We start from the raw sequence: 17,522 nt of genomic DNA on the forward strand, positions 1-17,522 counted from the left end.
GAAGGGCGGGAGGGGGAGGCGCTGGCCGGGCTGCCGCTTCGCGCGCTCCGGCTCGCGCCCGAGGCGCTGGCGTCGGCGGCGCGTTTCGGAATCGAGCGGATCGCTGACCTTTACCCGATGCCGCGCGGGCCGTTCGCGCGGCGCCTCGGGCGCGGCGCGGTCGATCGGCTCGACCAGGCGCGGGGCTTTCTGCCCGAGCCGATTGTGCCCGTCATCCCTTTCGAAATGCCGTGCGCCGAGCGCCGGCTTCTCGAACCGATCGCCACCGCCGAGGCGATCGAACAGGTAATTTCGGATTTGGTCGCCGATCTCGTCGCCGACCTTCGGGAGCGCGGACTCGGCCTTCGCGCGGTGGTGCTCCGCTGCGAGCGTGTCGATGCGCACGAGCAGCTCGTCACGGTCGGCACCGCGCGCGCGACCCGCGACGCGAAGCATCTCGTGCGCCTCTTCAGGCTGCGTATCGACCGGATCGAGCCTGGGCTCGGGATCGAGGCGATGGCGCTTGCCGCGCCGCAGGTCGAACCCCTCGGCGCCGAGGTGATCGGCACGGGGTTCGATAGCGGACCGCGCGCCCCCGATCTTGCGCCGCTCGTCGATCAGCTCGCGGGGCGCGCTGGAGAGGGCGCGCTGTTCCGCCTCGAGGGCCGCGAAAGCGATGTGCCCGAACGCGCGATCGGCCGTACCGACCCGCTCGCCCAGCCTTCCGGCTGGCCGGCTTGGCCGCGGCCGATCCGCATGCTCGCGCGGCCCGAAGCCCTGTCGGGCGTCGTCGCGCTGCTTCCCGACCATCCGCCGCGCCGCTTCGCGTGGCGCGGACGGTCCTACCGCGTCGTCGCGGGCGACGGACCCGAGCGCATCCATGGTGAATGGTGGCGAACGACCCGCGAGATGTGGGCGGTGCGCGACTATTTCCGGGTCGAGGCGGAGACGGGCGAGCGTTTCTGGCTGTTCCGCCGCGGCGATGGACAAGAAGAGCGCACCGGCGATTTGACCTGGTATATGCACGGCGTCTTCGGATGACGGCCCCTGCCACGACCTACGTCGAACTTCAGGTAACGAGCCATTTCTCCTTCCTGCGAGGGGCTTCGGCCCCCGAGGAACTGTTCGCGTCCGCCGCGCTGCTGGGCCACTCGGCCCTCGGCCTCTGCGATCGGGGCAGCGTTGCGGGAATGGTGCGGGGGCTGTCGGGGCAGGAAGCGACCGGCGTGCGCCTGATCCCCGGATCGCGCATTGATCTGCGCGACGGCCGATCGCTGCTGCTTTACCCCAAGGACCGCGCCGCTTGGTCGCGGCTGACCCGGCTCTTGTCGCTCGGCAAGGCGCGCGGCGGGAAGGGCAATTGCTGGCTCGACTGGCCCGATGTCGCGGCATGGGCCGATGGCTTGGTCGCGGTGCTGCTCCCCGATGCCGCCGAGGAGCGGACCCGCCTCGATCTCGGCGAACTGCGTGAACTGTTCGGCCCGGACGCCTATCTTGCGCTCTCGCTCCGCCGCCGGCCCGGCGACTTCGCGCGGCTGCACGCGCTCGACGCGCTGGGCCGCAGCATCGGCGTGCGCAGCGTCGCTTGTGGCGACATCCTCTATCACGCCCCCGAGCGCCGCCCGCTGCAGGATGTGCTGACCGCGATCCGCGAGAAAACGACCGTCGATGCGCTCGGCTTCAAACGCGAGCGTTTCATGGACCGGGCTCTGAAGTCCCCGGCCGAGATGGAACGGCGCTTTGCGCTTTTTCCCGACGCGATCGCGGCAACCGCCGACATCGGGTCGGTATGCCGCTTCGACCTCGGCGAGATCCGCTACCAATATCCCTATGAGGAGGTGATGGCGGGGCGCACCGCGCAGGAGGCGCTTGCCGCGCTCACCGAGGAAGGCGCCGCGCGCATGTTCCCCGATGGCGTGCCGCCCGCCTATCGGCAGCAGATCGATCATGAGCTCCGCCTGATCGGCGAGCTTGGTTACGCGCCCTATTTCCTGACCGTCAATTCGATCGTCGCCGAGAGCCGGCGGCGCGGGATATTGTGCCAAGGGCGCGGGAGCGCGGCGAACAGCTGCGTCTGCTTCCTGCTCGGCGTGACGTCGATCGACCCGATCAAGCACGAATTGCTCTTCGAGCGCTTCGTCTCGGGCGAGCGCAAGGAGCCGCCCGATATCGACGTCGACTTCGAGCATGAGCGGCGTGAAGAAATCATCCAGTGGATCTATGAGACCTATGGTCGGCACCGCTCCGCGCTGACCGCCGTCGTCACCCGCTATCGCACCCGCGGCGCGGTCGCCGAGGTGGGGAAGGCGCTTGGCCTGCCGCGCGACCTCACCAAGATGCTCACCGGCCTCGTCTGGGGCTGGTCGGTCGACGGCATCCCCGACGAGCAGATCGCGAGCCTCAACCTCAACGCCGACGATCATCGGCTGCGGTTGACGCTCGATCTTGCGCAACAGCTGATTGGCACGCCGCGGCATCTGTCGCAGCATCCCGGCGGCTTCGTGCTGACGCAGGAGCGGCTTGACGATCTCGTCCCGATCGAGCCCGCGCGCATGGAAGACCGGCAGATCATCGAATGGGATAAGGACGATATCGATGTCCTCAAATTCATGAAGGTCGATGTCCTTGGTCTGGGCATGCTCGGCTGCATGAACCGCGCCTTCAACCTGCTGCGCGAGCATAAGGGCATCGAAGTTGGCATGGCCGACCTGCAGGACGATGATCCCGCCGTTTATGGCATGATCCAGAAGGCCGACACCTTGGGGGTCTTCCAGATCGAAAGCCGCGCGCAAATGTCGATGCTGCCGCGGATCAAGCCGAAGTGCTTCTACGATCTGGTGATCGAGGTCGCGATCGTGCGGCCCGGACCGATCCAGGGTGACATGGTCCATCCCTATCTTCGCCGCCGCGAAGGCAAGGAGAAGCCCGAATATCCCAAGCCCGAGCTTCGCGCGGTGCTCGAGAAAACGCTCGGCGTGCCGCTCTTCCAGGAACAGGCGATGAAGGTCGCGATCGTCGGCGCCGGCTTCACCCCGGCCGAAGCCGATCAGCTTCGCCGCGCAATGGCGACGTTCAAGCTCACCGGCGGTGTCAGCCATTTCTACGACAAGCTCGTCGGCGGAATGATCGAGCGCGGCTATCCGAAGGATTTTGCCGAGCGGACCTTCAAGCAGATCGAGGGCTTCGGGAGCTACGGCTTTCCTGAAAGCCATGCCGCGAGCTTTGCGAAGATCGCTTATGCCTCTTGCTGGATGAAGCATCATCATCCCGACGTCTTCTGCGCTGCGTTGCTCAACGCGCAGCCGATGGGCTTTTATGCGCCCGCGCAGATCGTCAGCGATGCGCGCAAGCATGGCGTCGAAGTGCGCCCGGTCTCGATCAACGACAGCCATTGGGATTGCACGCTGGAGGAGAGCAGTGGCCGCTATCTCGCTGTGCGGCTCGGTTTCCGGCAGGTGCGCAGCCTCGCCAATGTCCATGGCGCAGCCATCGTCGGCGCGCGCGGCGATATGGCTTTCGATTGCGTCGAAGATGTGTGGCGGCGCGCCGGGGTCCCGCGCGCCGCAATCGAACGGATCGCCGAAGCCGATGGCTTCGCCTGCCTCGCCGAAGACCGGCGGCAGGGCTTGTGGAAGGTGCGAGGTCTTGGCGAGGCGCCACTCCCCTTGTTTGCGGCGGCAGACGCTCGCGAGTCCAGTTTCTCGCCCGAGGGGCTCGAACCCGTGACCTCGCTTCGGCCAATGACCGAGGGGCGCGAGGTGGTGGAGGATTATCGCACGCTGCAGCTATCGCTGCGCGCGCATCCGCTGAGTTTCTTGCGGGATGAGCTTGATACGATGGGTATCGTGCGCTGCGCCGATCTCGGACAGATTCGCGACGGGCGCAATATCGAGGTCGCCGGCGTTATCCTCGTGCGGCAGCGGCCCGGCTCCGCGAAGGGGGTGCTCTTCGTCACGATCGAGGACGAGACGGGGATCGCCAACGGCATCCTGTGGCCCGATCGCTTCGATATCTACCGGCGCCAAGTCATGTCGGCCTCGATGATCGCGATGCGCGGTCGGCTTCAGAAGGAAGGCGAAGTCATTCACATCATCTGCGACAGGATTACCGATCATGACGCAATGTTGCGGTCGATCGCGCAGGGCGACGTCTCCATTGCGCCCGGACGCGGGGATGGGGCGCGGAACGGAGGCGGACCGGACTCCCGCGACGCGCCGCTGCGCATCCGGAGCCATGACTTTCACTGACAGCCATTGGTCTCCTGGCTCGTTGAACCTTTCCCTCATTGGCTGCCTGATTGCGGGCCTCGGCTCGCCTCGTGCCGTCAACCCCCTGCGGGGGTTCGCCCTCGCATTCGCTCGGTGACGGCGGCTCGCGGGCCCTCCTTCTGGCGCCATCGGGGACGGTCCCCGAGCAACAAAGGAGACTTCAAATGGCAAGCATCGCAAATCTTACCGTCAAGGACGACGGCAGCCTCGAAGGCAACCTGGCGACCCTAATGGTGACCGCGCCGATCGCGATCGTCCCGAACGGCCGCAAGGTGAAGGACAGCGAGCCCGACTATCGCGTCATCAGCCGCAAGAATGGCTTCGAACTCGGCGCAGGCTGGGTGAAGACCTCGCAGGCTGGAGCCGAATATATCTCGGTGTCGCTTTCGGCCCCCGAACTCGGCCAGATCTTCTGCAACGTCGCGAACGCACCGGGCGACGATCCATCCAAAAAGGTGCTGATCTGGAACGCGCCGAACTGATCGCCACGCGGGCTCCGGCTGCGCCTCGACGGAGCCGGAGCTTTGTCGTCAAAAATAGAGCGACAGGACGGTGGCTATGGTAGTTCGATAATATGCTCACGCTCGAGATTTCCCAGCTAACAGATGCTTTGGTAGGAGAAATTGCCGAGACGGGCGATTGGATCATCGCCAATCTTGAGACGTCGATAAGCTGGCCCGTCGCATATCAACGGCAGGAATATGCTGGCCGAACCTATTTCATCATCCCGCTCACCACGGACCATTGTCCTGCGGTTGCCATTCGTCGCGGCGACGAAACGCTACAAGCGGGCCGGTCAAGCCTGCTCCGTTTCCTCAGCGCCATGTCGTGGACGCAAAGCGCCGGCGCGATCGTTCAGTCCTTTTCCGGCGGCGGACTGCCGCGGCCCCAGCGCCGGGGAAGCGATTGGGGACTGAGCATAACTGCTGACCTGAATCTGACCTATCTCCCGGAGCCCGATGAACCAAGATCGGCGCTTGCTCTCGCCCTCATGCGTGAAGGCCGAGGTCTCAATCACCCGGCTTATGCGTTCCTGTCCTTCTATCGGGTTCTCGAAGCGGCCATACCCGCAGGCAAGCAACGGCAAACCTGGATCGACGAAAATATCGACGAGATGATGGATCATGGCGGCCGCAGTGCGCTGGAAAGACTGCGGGCGTCCGGTGTCGAAGATCCCGGCGCCCATCTTTACAAATCGGGACGCATGGCCATCGCGCACGCGCAGTCGGACCCCATCATCAATCCCGACGACGCATCGGATTATGATCGAATAGCGGGCGAGCTCCCGATCATGCGAGGATTGGCTGAACTCGCGATCGAGCGGGTATTGGGAGTGAAGACGAGATCAACGATCTACCGCGAACATCTATACGAGCTTCATGGCTTTAAGGCGCAGCTCGGCGCTGCCGTTGTTGCCGCAATTGCCGCAGGAACACCCCCAGCCGATGGCGCTCAAATCGACATTCCATCAATCGATGTCGAACTGCGCCGCAAGGATCCTTATCCACCGCTCCACGCGATGACGCCGATACATGCCCAGCAAGTGGGCTCCTCCCTAATAATCGTCTTCAAGTCTCAGGATGAGATTGTCGAGCTCACCCTGACATTGGACTTCGCTGAAGAACGGCTTCGCTTCGAATGGGGCAAGGATCTAGATGGCCACGACGATGGGTCTTCGATTGCTGCGGAGCACGCCGCTACGATCTCGCGGTTCTTGCTCGAATATATCGGGAACGGCGAACTGCACGTTTATGAAAGCGAAACACGCGCATTGCTTGGCCGCGTCGAAGCCTTTCTCCCTAACAATTATTTCGCCGATCACGACGGGATGAATGCGCGCATAGAAGCTTGGCAGGCCGAAGCTGAGAAACGGCGAGCCGCCGGTCACTAGCGTCGTGGTTTCGCGATAAAGCAGGTCCGCGAGAAGCGCGATCCATACCGAGCGGCACCATGCCCGCTCTCGATTGCCGCTGATCCCTAGGCCGAGGCCATGCCTCCTTCAATCAACCCGCAAGGGGTCCCTGCGCTGCGCTTGGGCCTCCGCTGCGCTGCGGTGATTGCGGCCCGTCCCCGTCCGGCGGGGCGACTGTCGAGCGGGAATGGACCCGCTCCCGGACAGGAGCCTCGATATGCCGCTTTCCACCGCCCAATCGCTCGGCTGGAACCTCGCCCGCACGATGATGACCATCATCGTCCTGATCGAAACCGCCCAAGGATATTCTGTGATGCCGCTCGATGAATTCGACGGCGATCCCAGCTGCATCGTCTGCGAATATGATCCCTTCGCGCGCTGACATCGGCGAAAAACCCCCAAGGTGGTTCCAGTTGCGGTTCCGCCTTCGGGGCGCCGCTGCTATAATCGAGAGGCAGAATGCGCTGTGGTGGAGGTGGCGAGCGCGTCCGACGGGAGGACGCTTGAGACCTTGATGATCATCCTCGGCGGCGTGGCTGCCCTCTATCTCATCTGGATCCTGTTCCGGCTCGCGGCCTTTGCGCTGCCGGTCTATTCCGCGGTCGGCGCCGGCCTCTTTCTGCATACCCAAGGCTATGGAGCAGCCGCCATGCTGTTGGCCGGCTTCACCACCGGTCTGATCGTCTATCTGACGGGTCAGGCGGTCTTCGTGTCGGTCAGGTCTCCCCTCCTCCGATTCCTTGTCGCCCTGCTGTTCGCCGTGCCCGCGGGCTTTGCGGGATATCAGGCGATGACCGGGCTGCTCGGGCTAATGATCGATGACAGCATCTGGACAAACTGCCTGGCCTTTTTCGCGGGTCTTGCCACTGCCTCCGCCGCATGGCGCAGTCTCGCGGGCGCTGCGCTGGCATCGGGACTCTCGGCACCGGACCCCCAATCAAAGGAACTCAACCCTTCGACGCCGCAGGCCTAGGCTTCATTTCCTTCCCGTCCCGGCAACCCTATCCTTTCTTCCGGGCACCAGCACGGCCTCTCGACATGCGCGATCTGGCAGCAAGCCGCTGACGCTGGGCCAGCTTGCCGCAACGGCGCGCCTTCGACTTTCTTCCCCCGGCGTGCCGCCGTTCCTCGCGAGCCAAGAAAGCCGGGTCGCGCCGTCCTTCGCTTTGCTGCGGGCCCTTCGGGCTGCGGCGCCGTCCCCTTGCTGCCCACCGATGCGCATCGAGGCCGCGCTGGTGCGGCCGAGAGCAAGGAAAGGATAGCATCATGACCAAGATCGGCAGCTTCACGAAGGCCGCCTCCGGCGAATATCAGGGCGAGATCGTCACCCTCTCGGTGCAGGCGAAGAAGGTTCGCATCGTCCCCGATGCCAATGCCAGCGGCAACGCGCCGAGCCACCGCGTCCTCATCGGCGAAGCCGAAGTTGGCGCCGCCTGGCCGAAGACCACCCAGGACGACCGTCCCTATCTCTCGGTCAAGCTCGACGACCCGACCTTCTCCGGTCCGATCTTCGCGCAGCTCTTCGCGGGCGAAGGTGAAGCGCATGACCTGGTGTGGAGCCGTCCGACCCGGCGCGGCAACTGATCCGCAGGCCATCGCCGCCCGGCACCCGCCGAGCGGCGATAGTCTCAATTTGGGGCCTTTTCCCGGCGAAATCGGGAAGCGATGGGTTAAGTGTCGGTGCTTTTGCGCCGATAACCAGAAGCGGGGTCGCTGCGGGCATCGGCAGATTGTCTTTGCTTTGCACTCGCTTAGCTTCGGGAGGTGCGCATGCAGCCCATAGTCGACTGGCGGTCGCCAGATTTTCTGAAGATATTTGAACGATATGATCGCGCGGACTTCGCGCAGGAATTCCTGCGCCGCAATCCGCGCTATCGCGCCGCTTATCGTGCCGGCTCCGCGCCCGGGCGGTCGCGGACCGCGCTTCGCAGGCTCGCCCGCCACTGGGGGTTGGTCTTTCGCCTTTGATCCCGATACCCGGGCCGAGCAGGCGCCCGCCCTTTGGCGCCCCGAACTCTGTCCTTCGATCGCCATAGCGGCGCCCGCCCCGTCCGGTTTCCCGGGACCCGCCTTGTCCGACGTCGCTGCTTCGGGCGGCATTGCCGCCGAATGGCTCGCATACCGTGAATGGCATCTCGTGCTCGCCATCGACGGCCGCCGCTACCGGCTCTGGATCGCCGATTGCCTGCACAATGAGGCGCTCGCCTATGTCGTGCCGGCCGACGATCATATCGCTGAACGCCAGGCGGCGACCGGGGCACTCCACGGATGGATCATGGCGTGCTCCGCTTCGGTCCCGCCGGGTCAGCCCGGTCCCACCGAGCGCTGGCGGCTGGTGCAGTGGTTGCGTTTGCTCGACGCGCTCGACGAAAACATAGCCCCGCGCGACCTCGCCGCGACCCTCATCCTGCCCGACGCCGGCTCCTATACCGCTGCCGAATGGGATGCGTCGAGCGAGCGCCGCCGCCTCGCGCGCTGGCAGCGTAGCGCGATCGCGATGCGCGATGGCGGCTATCTCACCCTGCTCGCGGGCGGCTGATCGGGACATTCCGCAGCGCGTCACTTTGTCCGTTCCTGAATCGCGTCCCGATTTCCGATGGTCGCCGCCTGCCCGCCGCCGCCCTCCCGGGTGTCCGGCGCGGCATCAGGAGACCCTCGATGAGCGATTTCGCCGCCCCCATTGTCCCGCGATTTCTGAAAACACCCGACGCCGCCGTCCACCTCGGCTTGTCCGCCCGCACGCTCGAAAAGCATCGCTGCTACGGAACCGGCCCGGTCTATCGCAAGCTCGGTGGCCGCATCGTTTATGCGATGGAGGATCTCAACGCCTGGGCCGAAATTGGCCGGCGTCATTCGACCTCCGATCCGGGCAAAGGCACCATCCTCCCCGCGCGCCCGGTGCAGCGCTGATGTGCAGCGCGCAGGCTTCGAGCGGGACGGCTGGCTGCGCTGCGCCGCCGCCCGGCGGGCCGCAGGACAGCCTGACCGAGGTCGAACTGACCTGGATCGAAGGACGCCTCGAGCAGTGGATTCGCTTCGGCCGCGTCGCCGCCGAGCATATCCAGAGCCGCAGCACCAAGCGGGTCGCCTTCCGTCCGGGCGCGACCTTCGCCTTCGTCCGCTGGACGTCGAACGACTATGGCACGGTGCATTCGAGCATTGTGATCGCGTCCGCGGTTGCAACGGGGTCGCCCTATTCGACGCTGCCATTCGTTCGCCCCGGTGCCGATCTCCTGCTCCGCATCGACGGTTGGCCGAAGGTTCAACAGGTCCTGCAAGCGATCGATGCGGTCGAGGCGACCGGCGTCGATGCTTGCGATGCGGCGCCCGATCATTGGCGTCATGTCGGCAACCGCATTGCGGCCGGAATGCCGTTCCGCCCCTATGGGCCCGATCGCCATGCGGCATGGCTTCGCCGCCGGGCGATCGAGGCATGAACCGCCGCTATCTCCGTGCGACGGTCGCAGCCGCGTCGCTCTTCGGCACTCTCTTTGTCGCGGTCGCCTGGCTGGCGCCGGCGCCGCGCCTGCTGTGGAACGCCAGCGCGAGTGCGCCGATCGGTCTTTATTGGATCGACCCGGGTGCGCCGGTCCGTGCGGGCGAGCTGGTCGCGATCCGACCGCCAGCGCCGCTCGGCGGCTGGCTCGCCGAGCGCCACTATCTCCCTGCTGGGGTGCCGCTTTTGAAGCGCGTTGCCGCGCTTCCCGGCGCGCGCATTTGCCGCTCGGGCGTCTTCGTGACGATCGACGGCCTTGCCGCCTCGCGCGCCATGGCGCGCGATCGCCTCGGCAGGCAATTGCCACGCTGGTTCGGATGCCGCGTCGTTGGCCCAAGCGAGCTCTTCCTCCTCAACGCCGCGCCGGACAGCCTCGACGGGCGATATTTCGGACCGCTGCCCGCCGCCGGGCTGCTCGGCGTCGCACATCCCGTCATGACCCGCCCGGCTTCCGGTGCGCCGCTTAGCGCCCACCGGCCCTCCCCGGACCAGACTTCATCCCAAGCTGAATAGGAGATCATGCATGATTATCGGAACATTCCGTCGGCAAGACGATGGCTACGCTGGCCACATCCGCACGCTCGCTTTTGATGCGGAGATCAACATCGCGCGCGCGCAGATATCGGAGACCGAGAACGCGCCGACGTGGCGCGTCTATCTCGGCGACGCCGAGGCCGGCATCGAGATCGGAACGGGCTGGACGCGCTGCGGATCGCGCGGAATCTATGTCGCGTTGCAGATCGACGATCCACTGTTCGCCGCACCGATCAGCGCCAATTTGTTCGATTCGCGTCAGCTTGACGGCCCGCATCTGCTCTTCTGGTCGCGTGCCGACGCGAGCGAGAAGGGCTGAACCATGGCGCGCACTCTTCGCGCTCGTACCGGCTTCGTGCTCCGCTGGGCATGTCCATGCGGTGCCCTGCTGGCAGCGCTCAGCGTGCCCACGAACTGCACAGCCGCGACACCGGCGATAGCTGAACCCAGCCACCCTTATGCAGCGTCCGTCGCCGAAGCATCGCAGCGCTTCGGCATACCGGAACGCTGGATATGGCGCGTCATGCACGCCGAAAGTCGGGGCAATCAGCGCGCGGTCTCGCGCGCCGGCGCGATGGGGCTGATGCAGATCATGCCGCCAACCTGGGCAATGCTGTCGGCACGCCATCGCCTCGGCAACGATCCGTTTGATGTGCGCGCGAACATACTCGCTGGCGCGGCCTATCTGCGCGCAATGTGGGACCGCTATCGCGATGTGCGGCTGATGCTTGCAGCCTATAATGCCGGGCCGGGACGCGCGGATGCCTATGCGGCGGGGCGGCGCGGCCTGCCCGCCGAGACGCTTGCCTATGTCCGCCAGATCGCGCCCGAACTCGGCGCCTCGGACGGGCCTTCGTCCGTCCCCGCGCCTACACTCGCTGCGCCCGGCTGGCGCGACGCTTCGCTGTTCGCCGCGCGTCCACAGGTCACCGACACGGCCGAAACGCGCACGGTCGCTGCACCGACATTGCGCGACGAAGCCGCCCCGCCGCCTGTACGGACCATGCCCGTTGCTCCGTCGAATCCGTTGTTCGTTCCGCTGTCTGGACCAGCCGAATGACGCGGGTCGCTATCCGCCCGGGCGCAGTGATCGTCGGCCTGTTCGGGGCGTTTTGGGGTTGCTGGAGGGAGAATTCGGGAGGGCGAGATAAAAGACGTGCCAGCTTCTGGCGCGTATGTGGTTGTTTTTGTGCGACAATCGCATATGGCCCCGGCGTCCCCCTGCCATACAATGCGCATGAAAATCCTTTCCCCGCAAAGGCTTGCTGTATGGCAACCGTCCTTTGAGCTCCGGCGACAGCGATTTTCGGATCCGGCCGGGAAGAGGGCGTGACGCCGGCCGGGGGTCGGGCGGCAAGGGGCAGCGGCTCGCGGCGCAGGTTCGCCGCGCCGCCGCGCGGCAGGGTCTCACGCCTTTGCGCAAGGGTGGCGGTGGCGGCACGCAACGCCTCGGACGCGGACGGCGCGCCGTAGCAATGGCGCGCTTCCGCGCGAATGGCCGCCGCGTCGTCGTCAAGGCGCGCATCGTGCGGCACAAGGGCATGCGTTTTCGCGCCGCGCCGCTCGCCAAACATATATCGTATCTCGAACGCGACGGAGTGACGCGCGACGGGCTCGATGCATCCTTGTTCGACGCCCAGGGCGACGCGGCAGACCGCAGCGCTTTCGCCGAGCGCTGTGACGGCGACCGGCACCATTTCCGCTTCATCGTCAGCCCCGAAGACGCCGGCGCGATGGACGATCTTCGCAGCTTCACCCGCGACCTGATGAAGGACATGTCGCGCGATCTCGAAACCGGCCTCGATTGGGTCGCGATCGACCATTGGAACACCGACAATCCGCACATCCACATCATGGTTCGCGGCGTCGCCGACTACGGGACCGATCTTGTCATCGATCGCGCCTATGTGAGCGAAGGCATCCGCTTCCGCGCCGAGGAACGCGTGACACTCGAGCTCGGCCTGAGAAGCGAGCGCGAGATGACCCAGGCGATCGAGCGCGAAGTCGATGCCGAGCGCTGGACCAGCCTCGACCGGCAGATCGAAAGCGCGACTGCCGAGAATGGCCGGCTTCTCGATCTCCGCCCTCCGGCTGCCGGCGATCAGGCGTCGGACCGGATGCTGCGCGGCCGCGCGACGACACTCGAGCGGCTCGGTCTGGCCGAGCGCGTTGGCCCCGCTATGTGGATGGTCGATCCGGGCGCCGAACGCGCGCTGCGCGATCTCGCCGACCGCGGCGACATCATCAAGACGATGCACCGCGCGATGCAGCGGAGCGGAATGGCTTTCGACACGTCGGCGCTTGCCTTGCACGGCGAGGCCCCGCGCGACCCGATCGTCGGTCGCCTTGTCGCGCGCGGTCTCCACGACGAACTCGCCGGCAGCGCCTTCGCGATCGTCGACGGCGTTGATGGCCGCACGCATCATCTACGGTTCGACGACATCGAATGGACCGGCGATGCGAAGCTGGGCGCGATCGTCGAACTGCGCCGCTGGGAAGGGCGCGATGGGACCGCACGGCTGTCGCTCGCGGTGCGATCCGACCTGCCGCTGGGCGAACAGATTGCAGCGAATGGCGCGACCTGGCTCGATCGTCAGCTCGTCGCGCGCGACACCGTCCTCGTGGGATCGGGATTTGGGCTGGCGGTGCGCGATGCGATGGACGCGCGCGCGACGTTTCTCGAAGGCGAGGGCCTTGCCCGGCGGCAAGGCCAAAGGCTCGTCATGGCGAGCGGTCTCATCGACACGCTGAAGCAGCGCGACCTCGACGCGGCGCAAACCGCCATCGCGGCGCGCACGGGGCTCGTGCACCAGCCGTCGGCAAACGGCGAGCAAGTGAGCGGCACCTATCGCGAGCGTGTGTCGCTCGCCTCGGGCCGCTTCGCGATGATCGACGACGGGCTTGGCTTCCAGCTCGTTCCTTGGCGCCCCGCGCTCGATCGTCACCTCGGACAGCATGTCGTCGGCACCATGGCAACGGGCGGTTCGATCGACTGGTCGCTCGGGCGCGGTCGCGGGATCGGTATTTGATGAAAGGATGGGCGCAATGAACGATCGTATCCTCTGGGGCCAGATCGCTGCGGTCGGGGCGATCGTGACCGCCGCGATCTGGACCGCGACGCAGTGGACGGCGGCCTCGCTGGGCTTTCAGCCCGAGCTTGGCGCGCCCTGGTTTCGGATCGAAGGATATCCGGTCTATCCGCCCCCCGCCTTCTTCTGGTGGTGGTTTGCCTTCGACGCCTATGCGCCGGCCATCTTCCTCAAGGGCGCCGGCATTGCGGCGTCGGGGGGCTTCCTCTCGATCATAGTCGCGATTGCCATGTCGGTCTGGCGCGCCCGCGAGCGGCGCCGCGCCGAAACCTATGGCTCGGCGCGTTGGGCGAGCGAGCGCGAAATCCGCAAGGCCGGCATGCTCGGGTCCGATGGCGTCATTCTCGGTCGCATGGGCGGCGCCTATCTCCGCCATGATGGCGCCGAGCATATTCTCTGCTTCGCGCCCACAAGATCGGGCAAGGGTGTCGGGCTCGTCGTCCCGACCTTGCTCACCTGGCCGGGGAGTTGCATCGTCCACGACATCAAGGGCGAGAATTGGCAGCTCACCGCGGGCTTTCGCGCGCAGCACGGCCGCGTCCTGCTCTTCGATCCCACCAACCGCGCCTCTGCCGCTTATAATCCGTTGCTCGAAGTCCGGCGCGGCGAATGGGAAGTGCGCGACGTGCAGAACGTCGCCGACGTGCTTGTCGATCCGGAAGGCAGCCTCGAGAAGCGTAATCACTGGGAAAAAACAAGCCACGCACTGCTCGTTGGCGCGATCCTCCATGTTCTTTACGCCGAACCCGACAAGAGCCTCGCCGGGGTCGCGGCCTTTCTGTCCGATCCGCGCCGGCCGATCGCGGCGACGCTGCATCGAATGAAGGCGACCCGCCATCTCGGCGATCGGCCGCACCCGGTCGTCGCCGCGGCGGCGCAGGAATTGCTCAACAAGAGCGAGAATGAACGGTCGGGCGTGTTGTCGACGGCCATGTCCTTCCTCGGTCTCTACCGCGACCCGGTGATTGCGGCGGTCACCGGATCATCCGAATGGCGGATCGCCGATCTTTTGGGCGGGCCCGGACCCGTGTCGCTCTATCTGGTCGTGCCGCCCGGCGACATCAGCCGGACGAAGCCGCTGGTCCGGCTCATCCTCAACCAAATCGGCCGCCGTCTCACCGAAGAACTCGGGCCGCGCGATCGGTCACGACGCCTGCTCTTGATGCTCGACGAATTTCCTGCACTCGGTCGGTTGGATTTCTTCGAGAGCGCGCTCGCCTTCATGGCGGGCTATGGCATCAAGGCTTTCCTGATCGCCCAGTCGCTCAACCAGATCGAGAAGGCCTATGGCCTCAACAATGCGATCCTCGATAATTGTCACGTCCGGGTCAGTTTCGCGACCAATGACGAGCGGACCGCCAAGCGCATCTCGGACGCGCTCGGCACCGCCACCGAAATGCGTGCGATGAAAAACTACGCCGGCCATCGCCTCTCGCCCTGGCTTGGCCATCTCATGATCTCGCGAACCGAGACGGCGCGTGCGCTGTTGACGCCCGGAGAGGTCATGCAGCTACCGCCCAACGACGAGATTGTCATGGCGGCCGGTGTGGCGCCGATCCGGGCGCGCAAGGCACGCTATTTTCGCGATCGCCGATTGATGGCTCGGGTCCTTCCGCCGCCGACCGTCGGCGGAACGCCGAAACCGCGCAGCGACGATTGGTCGCAGTTGCCGGAGCCGCAAACTCCCGCACCGGGGGAGCGGGCAGCTGACGACGTGGAAATCGATGGGAGCGACACCGAGAATGCCGGCATCCGGCAGGAACCCGAACTTCCACTTCATGAGGATATAGCGCCTGTACCACCGCCACCCGCGGGCGAGTTTGATTTCGGCGAGGAGGATAGCCAGGCCGACGCCGCCCGCCTCCGTCAGGCGGCCGATCGCCGCATGGTGCGAAATGCCCGCACTGCATCGCTCGATCCGGATGATGGGATCGACCTATGACCAAGGCTAGCATCAAGCAGACTTTCCGCCTCGATGCAGAGCTTGTTCGCCTTGTGGCGGAGCGGGCGCGGCAGCGCCGGGTGACCCGCACCGAGGTTGTCGAGGCTGCGCTCGCTTCGCTGCTCTCGGCCGATCATGAGGAACGATTGGAGGCGGCGCTCACCAAGCGGATCGATAAGTTGGCGCGTGGGCTCGATCGGCTCGAATGGAATCTCGACCTGTCGAACGAGGCCTTCGCGCTCTTTGTCCGCTTCTGGCTGACAAGTACCGCGCCGCTCCCCGACACGGCGCTGCCGGCGGCTCAGGCGACGGGAAAGAAGCGGTGGGAAGGATTTGTGGAATCGCTCAGTCGGCGAATGGAAACCGGCTCGAAGCTGGCCGACGAACTATCGAAAGACATGGGCGGCAACCGTCCGGGGTGAATTAGAAGATCGCAGTGGTCTATCTGGTGCGGAAAATTTGCACGGGCGAGCACATTATTCCGGAGCATCCGAGAAAAAGGCGCGCAAGCGATGAGCAGTGTCTGGCCGCAGCCGGACGAAGCTGCGGCGGGCATCCATCAAATCAGGCGTCCGATCGACGAGGCCCGCATCGCAGAGCTTCTGGACAAGGCGGAGGGCGCTGCTCATCGGAATGGTCGAGGTTACGCACAGGTCGCTGGTCGACAATGGCTTGCCCTCTCCCTCATGAATGAAGAGGTCGATAAGCATTTCCCAAGCGGGTTCGCCAAACAATTCCTCTGCCCCGATGAGCTGGCGGCGCAGCAGTCGGCGGCGAAGCGTCGCCCGCGCGTTCTCAAGCGCGGCGCCGTTACTCTTATCGGTTCCCTGCCTCGGCGATCTGAGCGTCACGCGGGCTGTTCGTGATCGCTGGCGGGCGATCTGGTCGCGGCTGGTAATGTGACGGGTGTGGCCAGCGCCGACGACAATATGGTCGACCAGAGTGATGTCGAGCGAACGCGCAACAGCGTCGATGTGCTGCGTCGCTTGCTCGTCCTCCTTGCTCGGGGTCGGATCGCCGCTCGGATGATTGTGGATGAGGATGATGCCCGCCGCGTTCAGTTCAAGCGCGCGGCGGAAGATCGTGCGCGGATAAACGGCCAGGTGGGCGAGCGTTCCATTTTGCAGGCATTCGTCGGCGATCAGCCGTTGGCGCGCGTCGAGGAATAGGATCCGAAGCGTCTCGTCCCTGAGCGACCCCATCGATGCAATGAGATAGCGGCGAAGGTTGGGGTCCAGCGGATCGATCGCCACCGATTCCAGATCAGCCCGCATCGCTTCGAGAAACATATCGTGCGCGCGGATGAACAGAAGCACGACGTTCGAATTCGTCCCGAGAACCCGGGCAAGGGTTTCGGGGGGCTGCGACCAGATATTCGCGAGACTGCGGAATTCGGCCAGCAGCGCTGACGCTATGGCTTCGCTGCCGTCGGGGTCGATCGCCGAAATAAAGGCACCCAGGACGGATCGCTGCCGTTCCGTGCCAGCCGTCGTTGATGCCGCCAGGTTGCCACGACGAGGAGCGGCGCCAGAGGCCAGGAACCAGCTACCTGCATCGTCAGATAGGCTGCCGAGTGCAGATCCATCTCGATCGCGCGTGTCGAATGCGCGAGCAGGGGCAGGAATTGTAGCGCCGCCGCGATCATCGGCCAGAAGCGGTGCGCCATCAGCGCGATGGCCAGCGTCGCTGCCGCCGCTGCGAGATCGATCAGCAGGTGTCCTGTATCCACGGCGAGATATTGCACTGGAACGAACAGGTGCAGCGCTTGATCCGTCACAAGCATGGCGAGCAGCACGGCCGCCATCGCCCGTTCGGGTCCGCCGCCCTTGCGCATCGCATAGGCAAGGGCCACCAGCAGGATTGTCACGAAGAAAGCGATCCGCAGCATCGTGATCACAGACCATGCCGATGGCTCCTGGTCAATCTCATCAAAGGGCAGCGACAAGCGCTGCCGAATTGGGCGCGATCTCCGGGCACTCATGGAGATCGAGCCCCGCGGTCTCGCGGCCGATTTCGGCAAGCTCGCCATGAACGCGCAATATGTCGCCGCTGACGCCGACAAGCGCGACTTGTGCCTTGGCCAGCCGCTGGATCGTCGCGTGACCTCTGGCAGCAGGGACGCCAATCGTATCTCGGCGCGCCGTGACCACGGTCGCCATCAGCGACGACACGGCGATCAAAGCGTCGTCGATCTGGGTTTCGGCGGCGGGCACCGCCTTTTGGAGCCGCGCTGCATTCAGATTGATCGGCTGGGTCATAACTTCTCCTTTCCGAAGACGCGATGCGTCTCGGTTCGATGAAC

20 protein-coding genes are annotated in these 17,522 nt (G+C 65.4%); 17 read left to right on the forward strand and 3 right to left on the reverse strand.

Annotation, left to right across the window (positions count from 1 at the left end):
* The 17 genes from JHC57_RS06090 to JHC57_RS06170 form a co-directional block, all read left to right on the forward strand.
* Positions 1-1,020 (forward strand): DUF6504 family protein (locus JHC57_RS06090; protein ID WP_294029115.1); only part of this gene is annotated, 1,020 nt, incomplete at its 5' end.
* Positions 1,017-4,226: an error-prone DNA polymerase gene (locus JHC57_RS06095; protein WP_294029116.1), complete on the forward strand. Its 3,210-nt coding sequence runs from the start codon at positions 1,017-1,019 to the stop codon at positions 4,224-4,226. The genes JHC57_RS06090 and JHC57_RS06095, both read left to right, overlap by 4 nt.
* Before the next feature lie 185 nt (positions 4,227-4,411).
* Positions 4,412-4,729, forward strand: a complete 318-nt coding sequence (locus JHC57_RS06100; RefSeq protein WP_294029117.1) for a DUF736 family protein — start codon at positions 4,412-4,414, stop codon at positions 4,727-4,729.
* Between the two features lie 92 nt (positions 4,730-4,821).
* Entirely contained in the window at positions 4,822-6,138 is a 1,317-nt protein-coding gene (mauJ, locus tag JHC57_RS06105; protein ID WP_294029118.1) for a methylamine utilization protein MauJ, read from the forward strand.
* A gap of 238 nt (positions 6,139-6,376) precedes the next feature.
* Positions 6,377-6,541 carry a hypothetical protein gene (locus JHC57_RS06110; protein WP_192878823.1) on the forward strand — a complete coding sequence of 55 codons (165 nt, stop codon included), beginning with the start codon at positions 6,377-6,379 and terminating at the stop codon, positions 6,539-6,541.
* 132 nt (positions 6,542-6,673) lie between these two features.
* Complete coding sequence (locus tag JHC57_RS06115; RefSeq protein ID WP_294029119.1) at positions 6,674-7,132, forward strand: hypothetical protein; 459 nt, start codon at positions 6,674-6,676, stop codon at positions 7,130-7,132.
* Between the two features lie 293 nt (positions 7,133-7,425).
* Positions 7,426-7,743 carry a DUF736 family protein gene (locus JHC57_RS06120; RefSeq protein ID WP_294029120.1) on the forward strand — a complete coding sequence of 106 codons (318 nt, stop codon included), beginning with the start codon at positions 7,426-7,428 and terminating at the stop codon, positions 7,741-7,743.
* A 186-nt stretch (positions 7,744-7,929) separates the two neighbouring features.
* Positions 7,930-8,127, forward strand: a complete 198-nt coding sequence (locus JHC57_RS06125; RefSeq protein ID WP_294029121.1) for a DUF6499 domain-containing protein — start codon at positions 7,930-7,932, stop codon at positions 8,125-8,127.
* A gap of 103 nt (positions 8,128-8,230) precedes the next feature.
* Positions 8,231-8,698, forward strand: a complete 468-nt coding sequence (locus tag JHC57_RS06130; protein ID WP_294029122.1) for a DUF2285 domain-containing protein — start codon at positions 8,231-8,233, stop codon at positions 8,696-8,698.
* A 119-nt stretch (positions 8,699-8,817) separates the two neighbouring features.
* A complete protein-coding gene (locus JHC57_RS06135) occupies positions 8,818-9,069 on the forward strand; it encodes a helix-turn-helix domain-containing protein (RefSeq protein WP_105999327.1) in 252 nt (83 codons plus the stop codon).
* Positions 9,069-9,596, forward strand: a complete 528-nt coding sequence (locus tag JHC57_RS06140; protein WP_294029123.1) for a DUF2840 domain-containing protein — start codon at positions 9,069-9,071, stop codon at positions 9,594-9,596. Before JHC57_RS06135 ends, JHC57_RS06140 begins: the two co-directional genes overlap by 1 nt.
* Positions 9,593-10,168: a S26 family signal peptidase gene (locus tag JHC57_RS06145; protein ID WP_294029124.1), complete on the forward strand. Its 576-nt coding sequence runs from the start codon at positions 9,593-9,595 to the stop codon at positions 10,166-10,168. Before JHC57_RS06140 ends, JHC57_RS06145 begins: the two co-directional genes overlap by 4 nt.
* A 10-nt stretch (positions 10,169-10,178) precedes the next feature.
* Positions 10,179-10,508: a DUF736 domain-containing protein gene (locus JHC57_RS06150; protein ID WP_294029125.1), complete on the forward strand. Its 330-nt coding sequence runs from the start codon at positions 10,179-10,181 to the stop codon at positions 10,506-10,508.
* Positions 10,509-10,511: 3 nt separating this feature from the next.
* Positions 10,512-11,249 (forward strand): lytic transglycosylase domain-containing protein, encoded by a 738-nt coding sequence (locus tag JHC57_RS06155; protein WP_294029126.1) that lies wholly within the window; start codon positions 10,512-10,514, stop codon positions 11,247-11,249.
* A 223-nt stretch (positions 11,250-11,472) separates the two neighbouring features.
* On the forward strand, positions 11,473-13,218 hold the full coding sequence (locus JHC57_RS06160) for a DUF3363 domain-containing protein (protein WP_294029127.1): 1,746 nt from the start codon (positions 11,473-11,475) through the stop codon (positions 13,216-13,218).
* A gap of 16 nt (positions 13,219-13,234) precedes the next feature.
* A complete protein-coding gene (locus JHC57_RS06165; RefSeq protein ID WP_294029128.1) occupies positions 13,235-15,220 on the forward strand; it encodes a conjugal transfer protein TraG in 1,986 nt (661 codons plus the stop codon).
* Positions 15,217-15,642 carry a ribbon-helix-helix protein, CopG family gene (locus JHC57_RS06170; protein ID WP_294029129.1) on the forward strand — a complete coding sequence of 142 codons (426 nt, stop codon included), beginning with the start codon at positions 15,217-15,219 and terminating at the stop codon, positions 15,640-15,642. Before JHC57_RS06165 ends, JHC57_RS06170 begins: the two co-directional genes overlap by 4 nt.
* 54 nt (positions 15,643-15,696) lie before the next feature.
* Here the strand turns inward: JHC57_RS06170 and JHC57_RS06175 are convergent, their stop codons facing one another.
* From JHC57_RS06175 to JHC57_RS06185, 3 genes are all read right to left on the reverse strand, one after another.
* Entirely contained in the window at positions 15,697-16,536 is an 840-nt protein-coding gene (locus tag JHC57_RS06175; RefSeq protein ID WP_294029130.1) for a JAB domain-containing protein, read from the reverse strand.
* A 95-nt stretch (positions 16,537-16,631) separates the two neighbouring features.
* Positions 16,632-17,165 carry a hypothetical protein gene (locus tag JHC57_RS06180; protein WP_294029131.1) on the reverse strand — a complete coding sequence of 178 codons (534 nt, stop codon included), beginning with the start codon at positions 17,163-17,165 and terminating at the stop codon, positions 16,632-16,634.
* On the reverse strand, positions 17,149-17,478 hold the full coding sequence (locus JHC57_RS06185; RefSeq protein WP_294029132.1) for a hypothetical protein: 330 nt from the start codon (positions 17,476-17,478) through the stop codon (positions 17,149-17,151). Before JHC57_RS06185 ends, JHC57_RS06180 begins: the two co-directional genes overlap by 17 nt.
* Positions 17,479-17,522 lie beyond the last annotated feature (44 nt).

Origin of the sequence: Sphingopyxis sp. (assembly GCF_016463645.1) — a bacterium.
Taxonomy (GTDB): domain Bacteria; phylum Pseudomonadota; class Alphaproteobacteria; order Sphingomonadales; family Sphingomonadaceae; genus Sphingopyxis.

Coding starts and splice junctions, on each gene's coding strand:
- JHC57_RS06095 (WP_294029116.1), top strand. CDS start 1,017: ATGACGGCCCCTGCCACGACCTACGTCGAACTTCAGGTAACGAGCCAT.
- JHC57_RS06100 (WP_294029117.1), top strand. CDS start 4,412: ATGGCAAGCATCGCAAATCTTACCGTCAAGGACGACGGCAGCCTCGAA.
- mauJ (WP_294029118.1), top strand. CDS start 4,822: ATGCTCACGCTCGAGATTTCCCAGCTAACAGATGCTTTGGTAGGAGAA.
- JHC57_RS06110 (WP_192878823.1), top strand. CDS start 6,377: ATGCCGCTTTCCACCGCCCAATCGCTCGGCTGGAACCTCGCCCGCACG.
- JHC57_RS06115 (WP_294029119.1), top strand. CDS start 6,674: ATGATCATCCTCGGCGGCGTGGCTGCCCTCTATCTCATCTGGATCCTG.
- JHC57_RS06120 (WP_294029120.1), top strand. CDS start 7,426: ATGACCAAGATCGGCAGCTTCACGAAGGCCGCCTCCGGCGAATATCAG.
- JHC57_RS06125 (WP_294029121.1), top strand. CDS start 7,930: ATGCAGCCCATAGTCGACTGGCGGTCGCCAGATTTTCTGAAGATATTT.
- JHC57_RS06135 (WP_105999327.1), top strand. CDS start 8,818: ATGAGCGATTTCGCCGCCCCCATTGTCCCGCGATTTCTGAAAACACCC.
- JHC57_RS06140 (WP_294029123.1), top strand. CDS start 9,069: ATGTGCAGCGCGCAGGCTTCGAGCGGGACGGCTGGCTGCGCTGCGCCG.
- JHC57_RS06145 (WP_294029124.1), top strand. CDS start 9,593: ATGAACCGCCGCTATCTCCGTGCGACGGTCGCAGCCGCGTCGCTCTTC.
- JHC57_RS06150 (WP_294029125.1), top strand. CDS start 10,179: ATGATTATCGGAACATTCCGTCGGCAAGACGATGGCTACGCTGGCCAC.
- JHC57_RS06155 (WP_294029126.1), top strand. CDS start 10,512: ATGGCGCGCACTCTTCGCGCTCGTACCGGCTTCGTGCTCCGCTGGGCA.
- JHC57_RS06165 (WP_294029128.1), top strand. CDS start 13,235: ATGAACGATCGTATCCTCTGGGGCCAGATCGCTGCGGTCGGGGCGATC.
- JHC57_RS06170 (WP_294029129.1), top strand. CDS start 15,217: ATGACCAAGGCTAGCATCAAGCAGACTTTCCGCCTCGATGCAGAGCTT.
- JHC57_RS06185 (WP_294029132.1), bottom strand. CDS start 17,478: ATGACCCAGCCGATCAATCTGAATGCAGCGCGGCTCCAAAAGGCGGTG.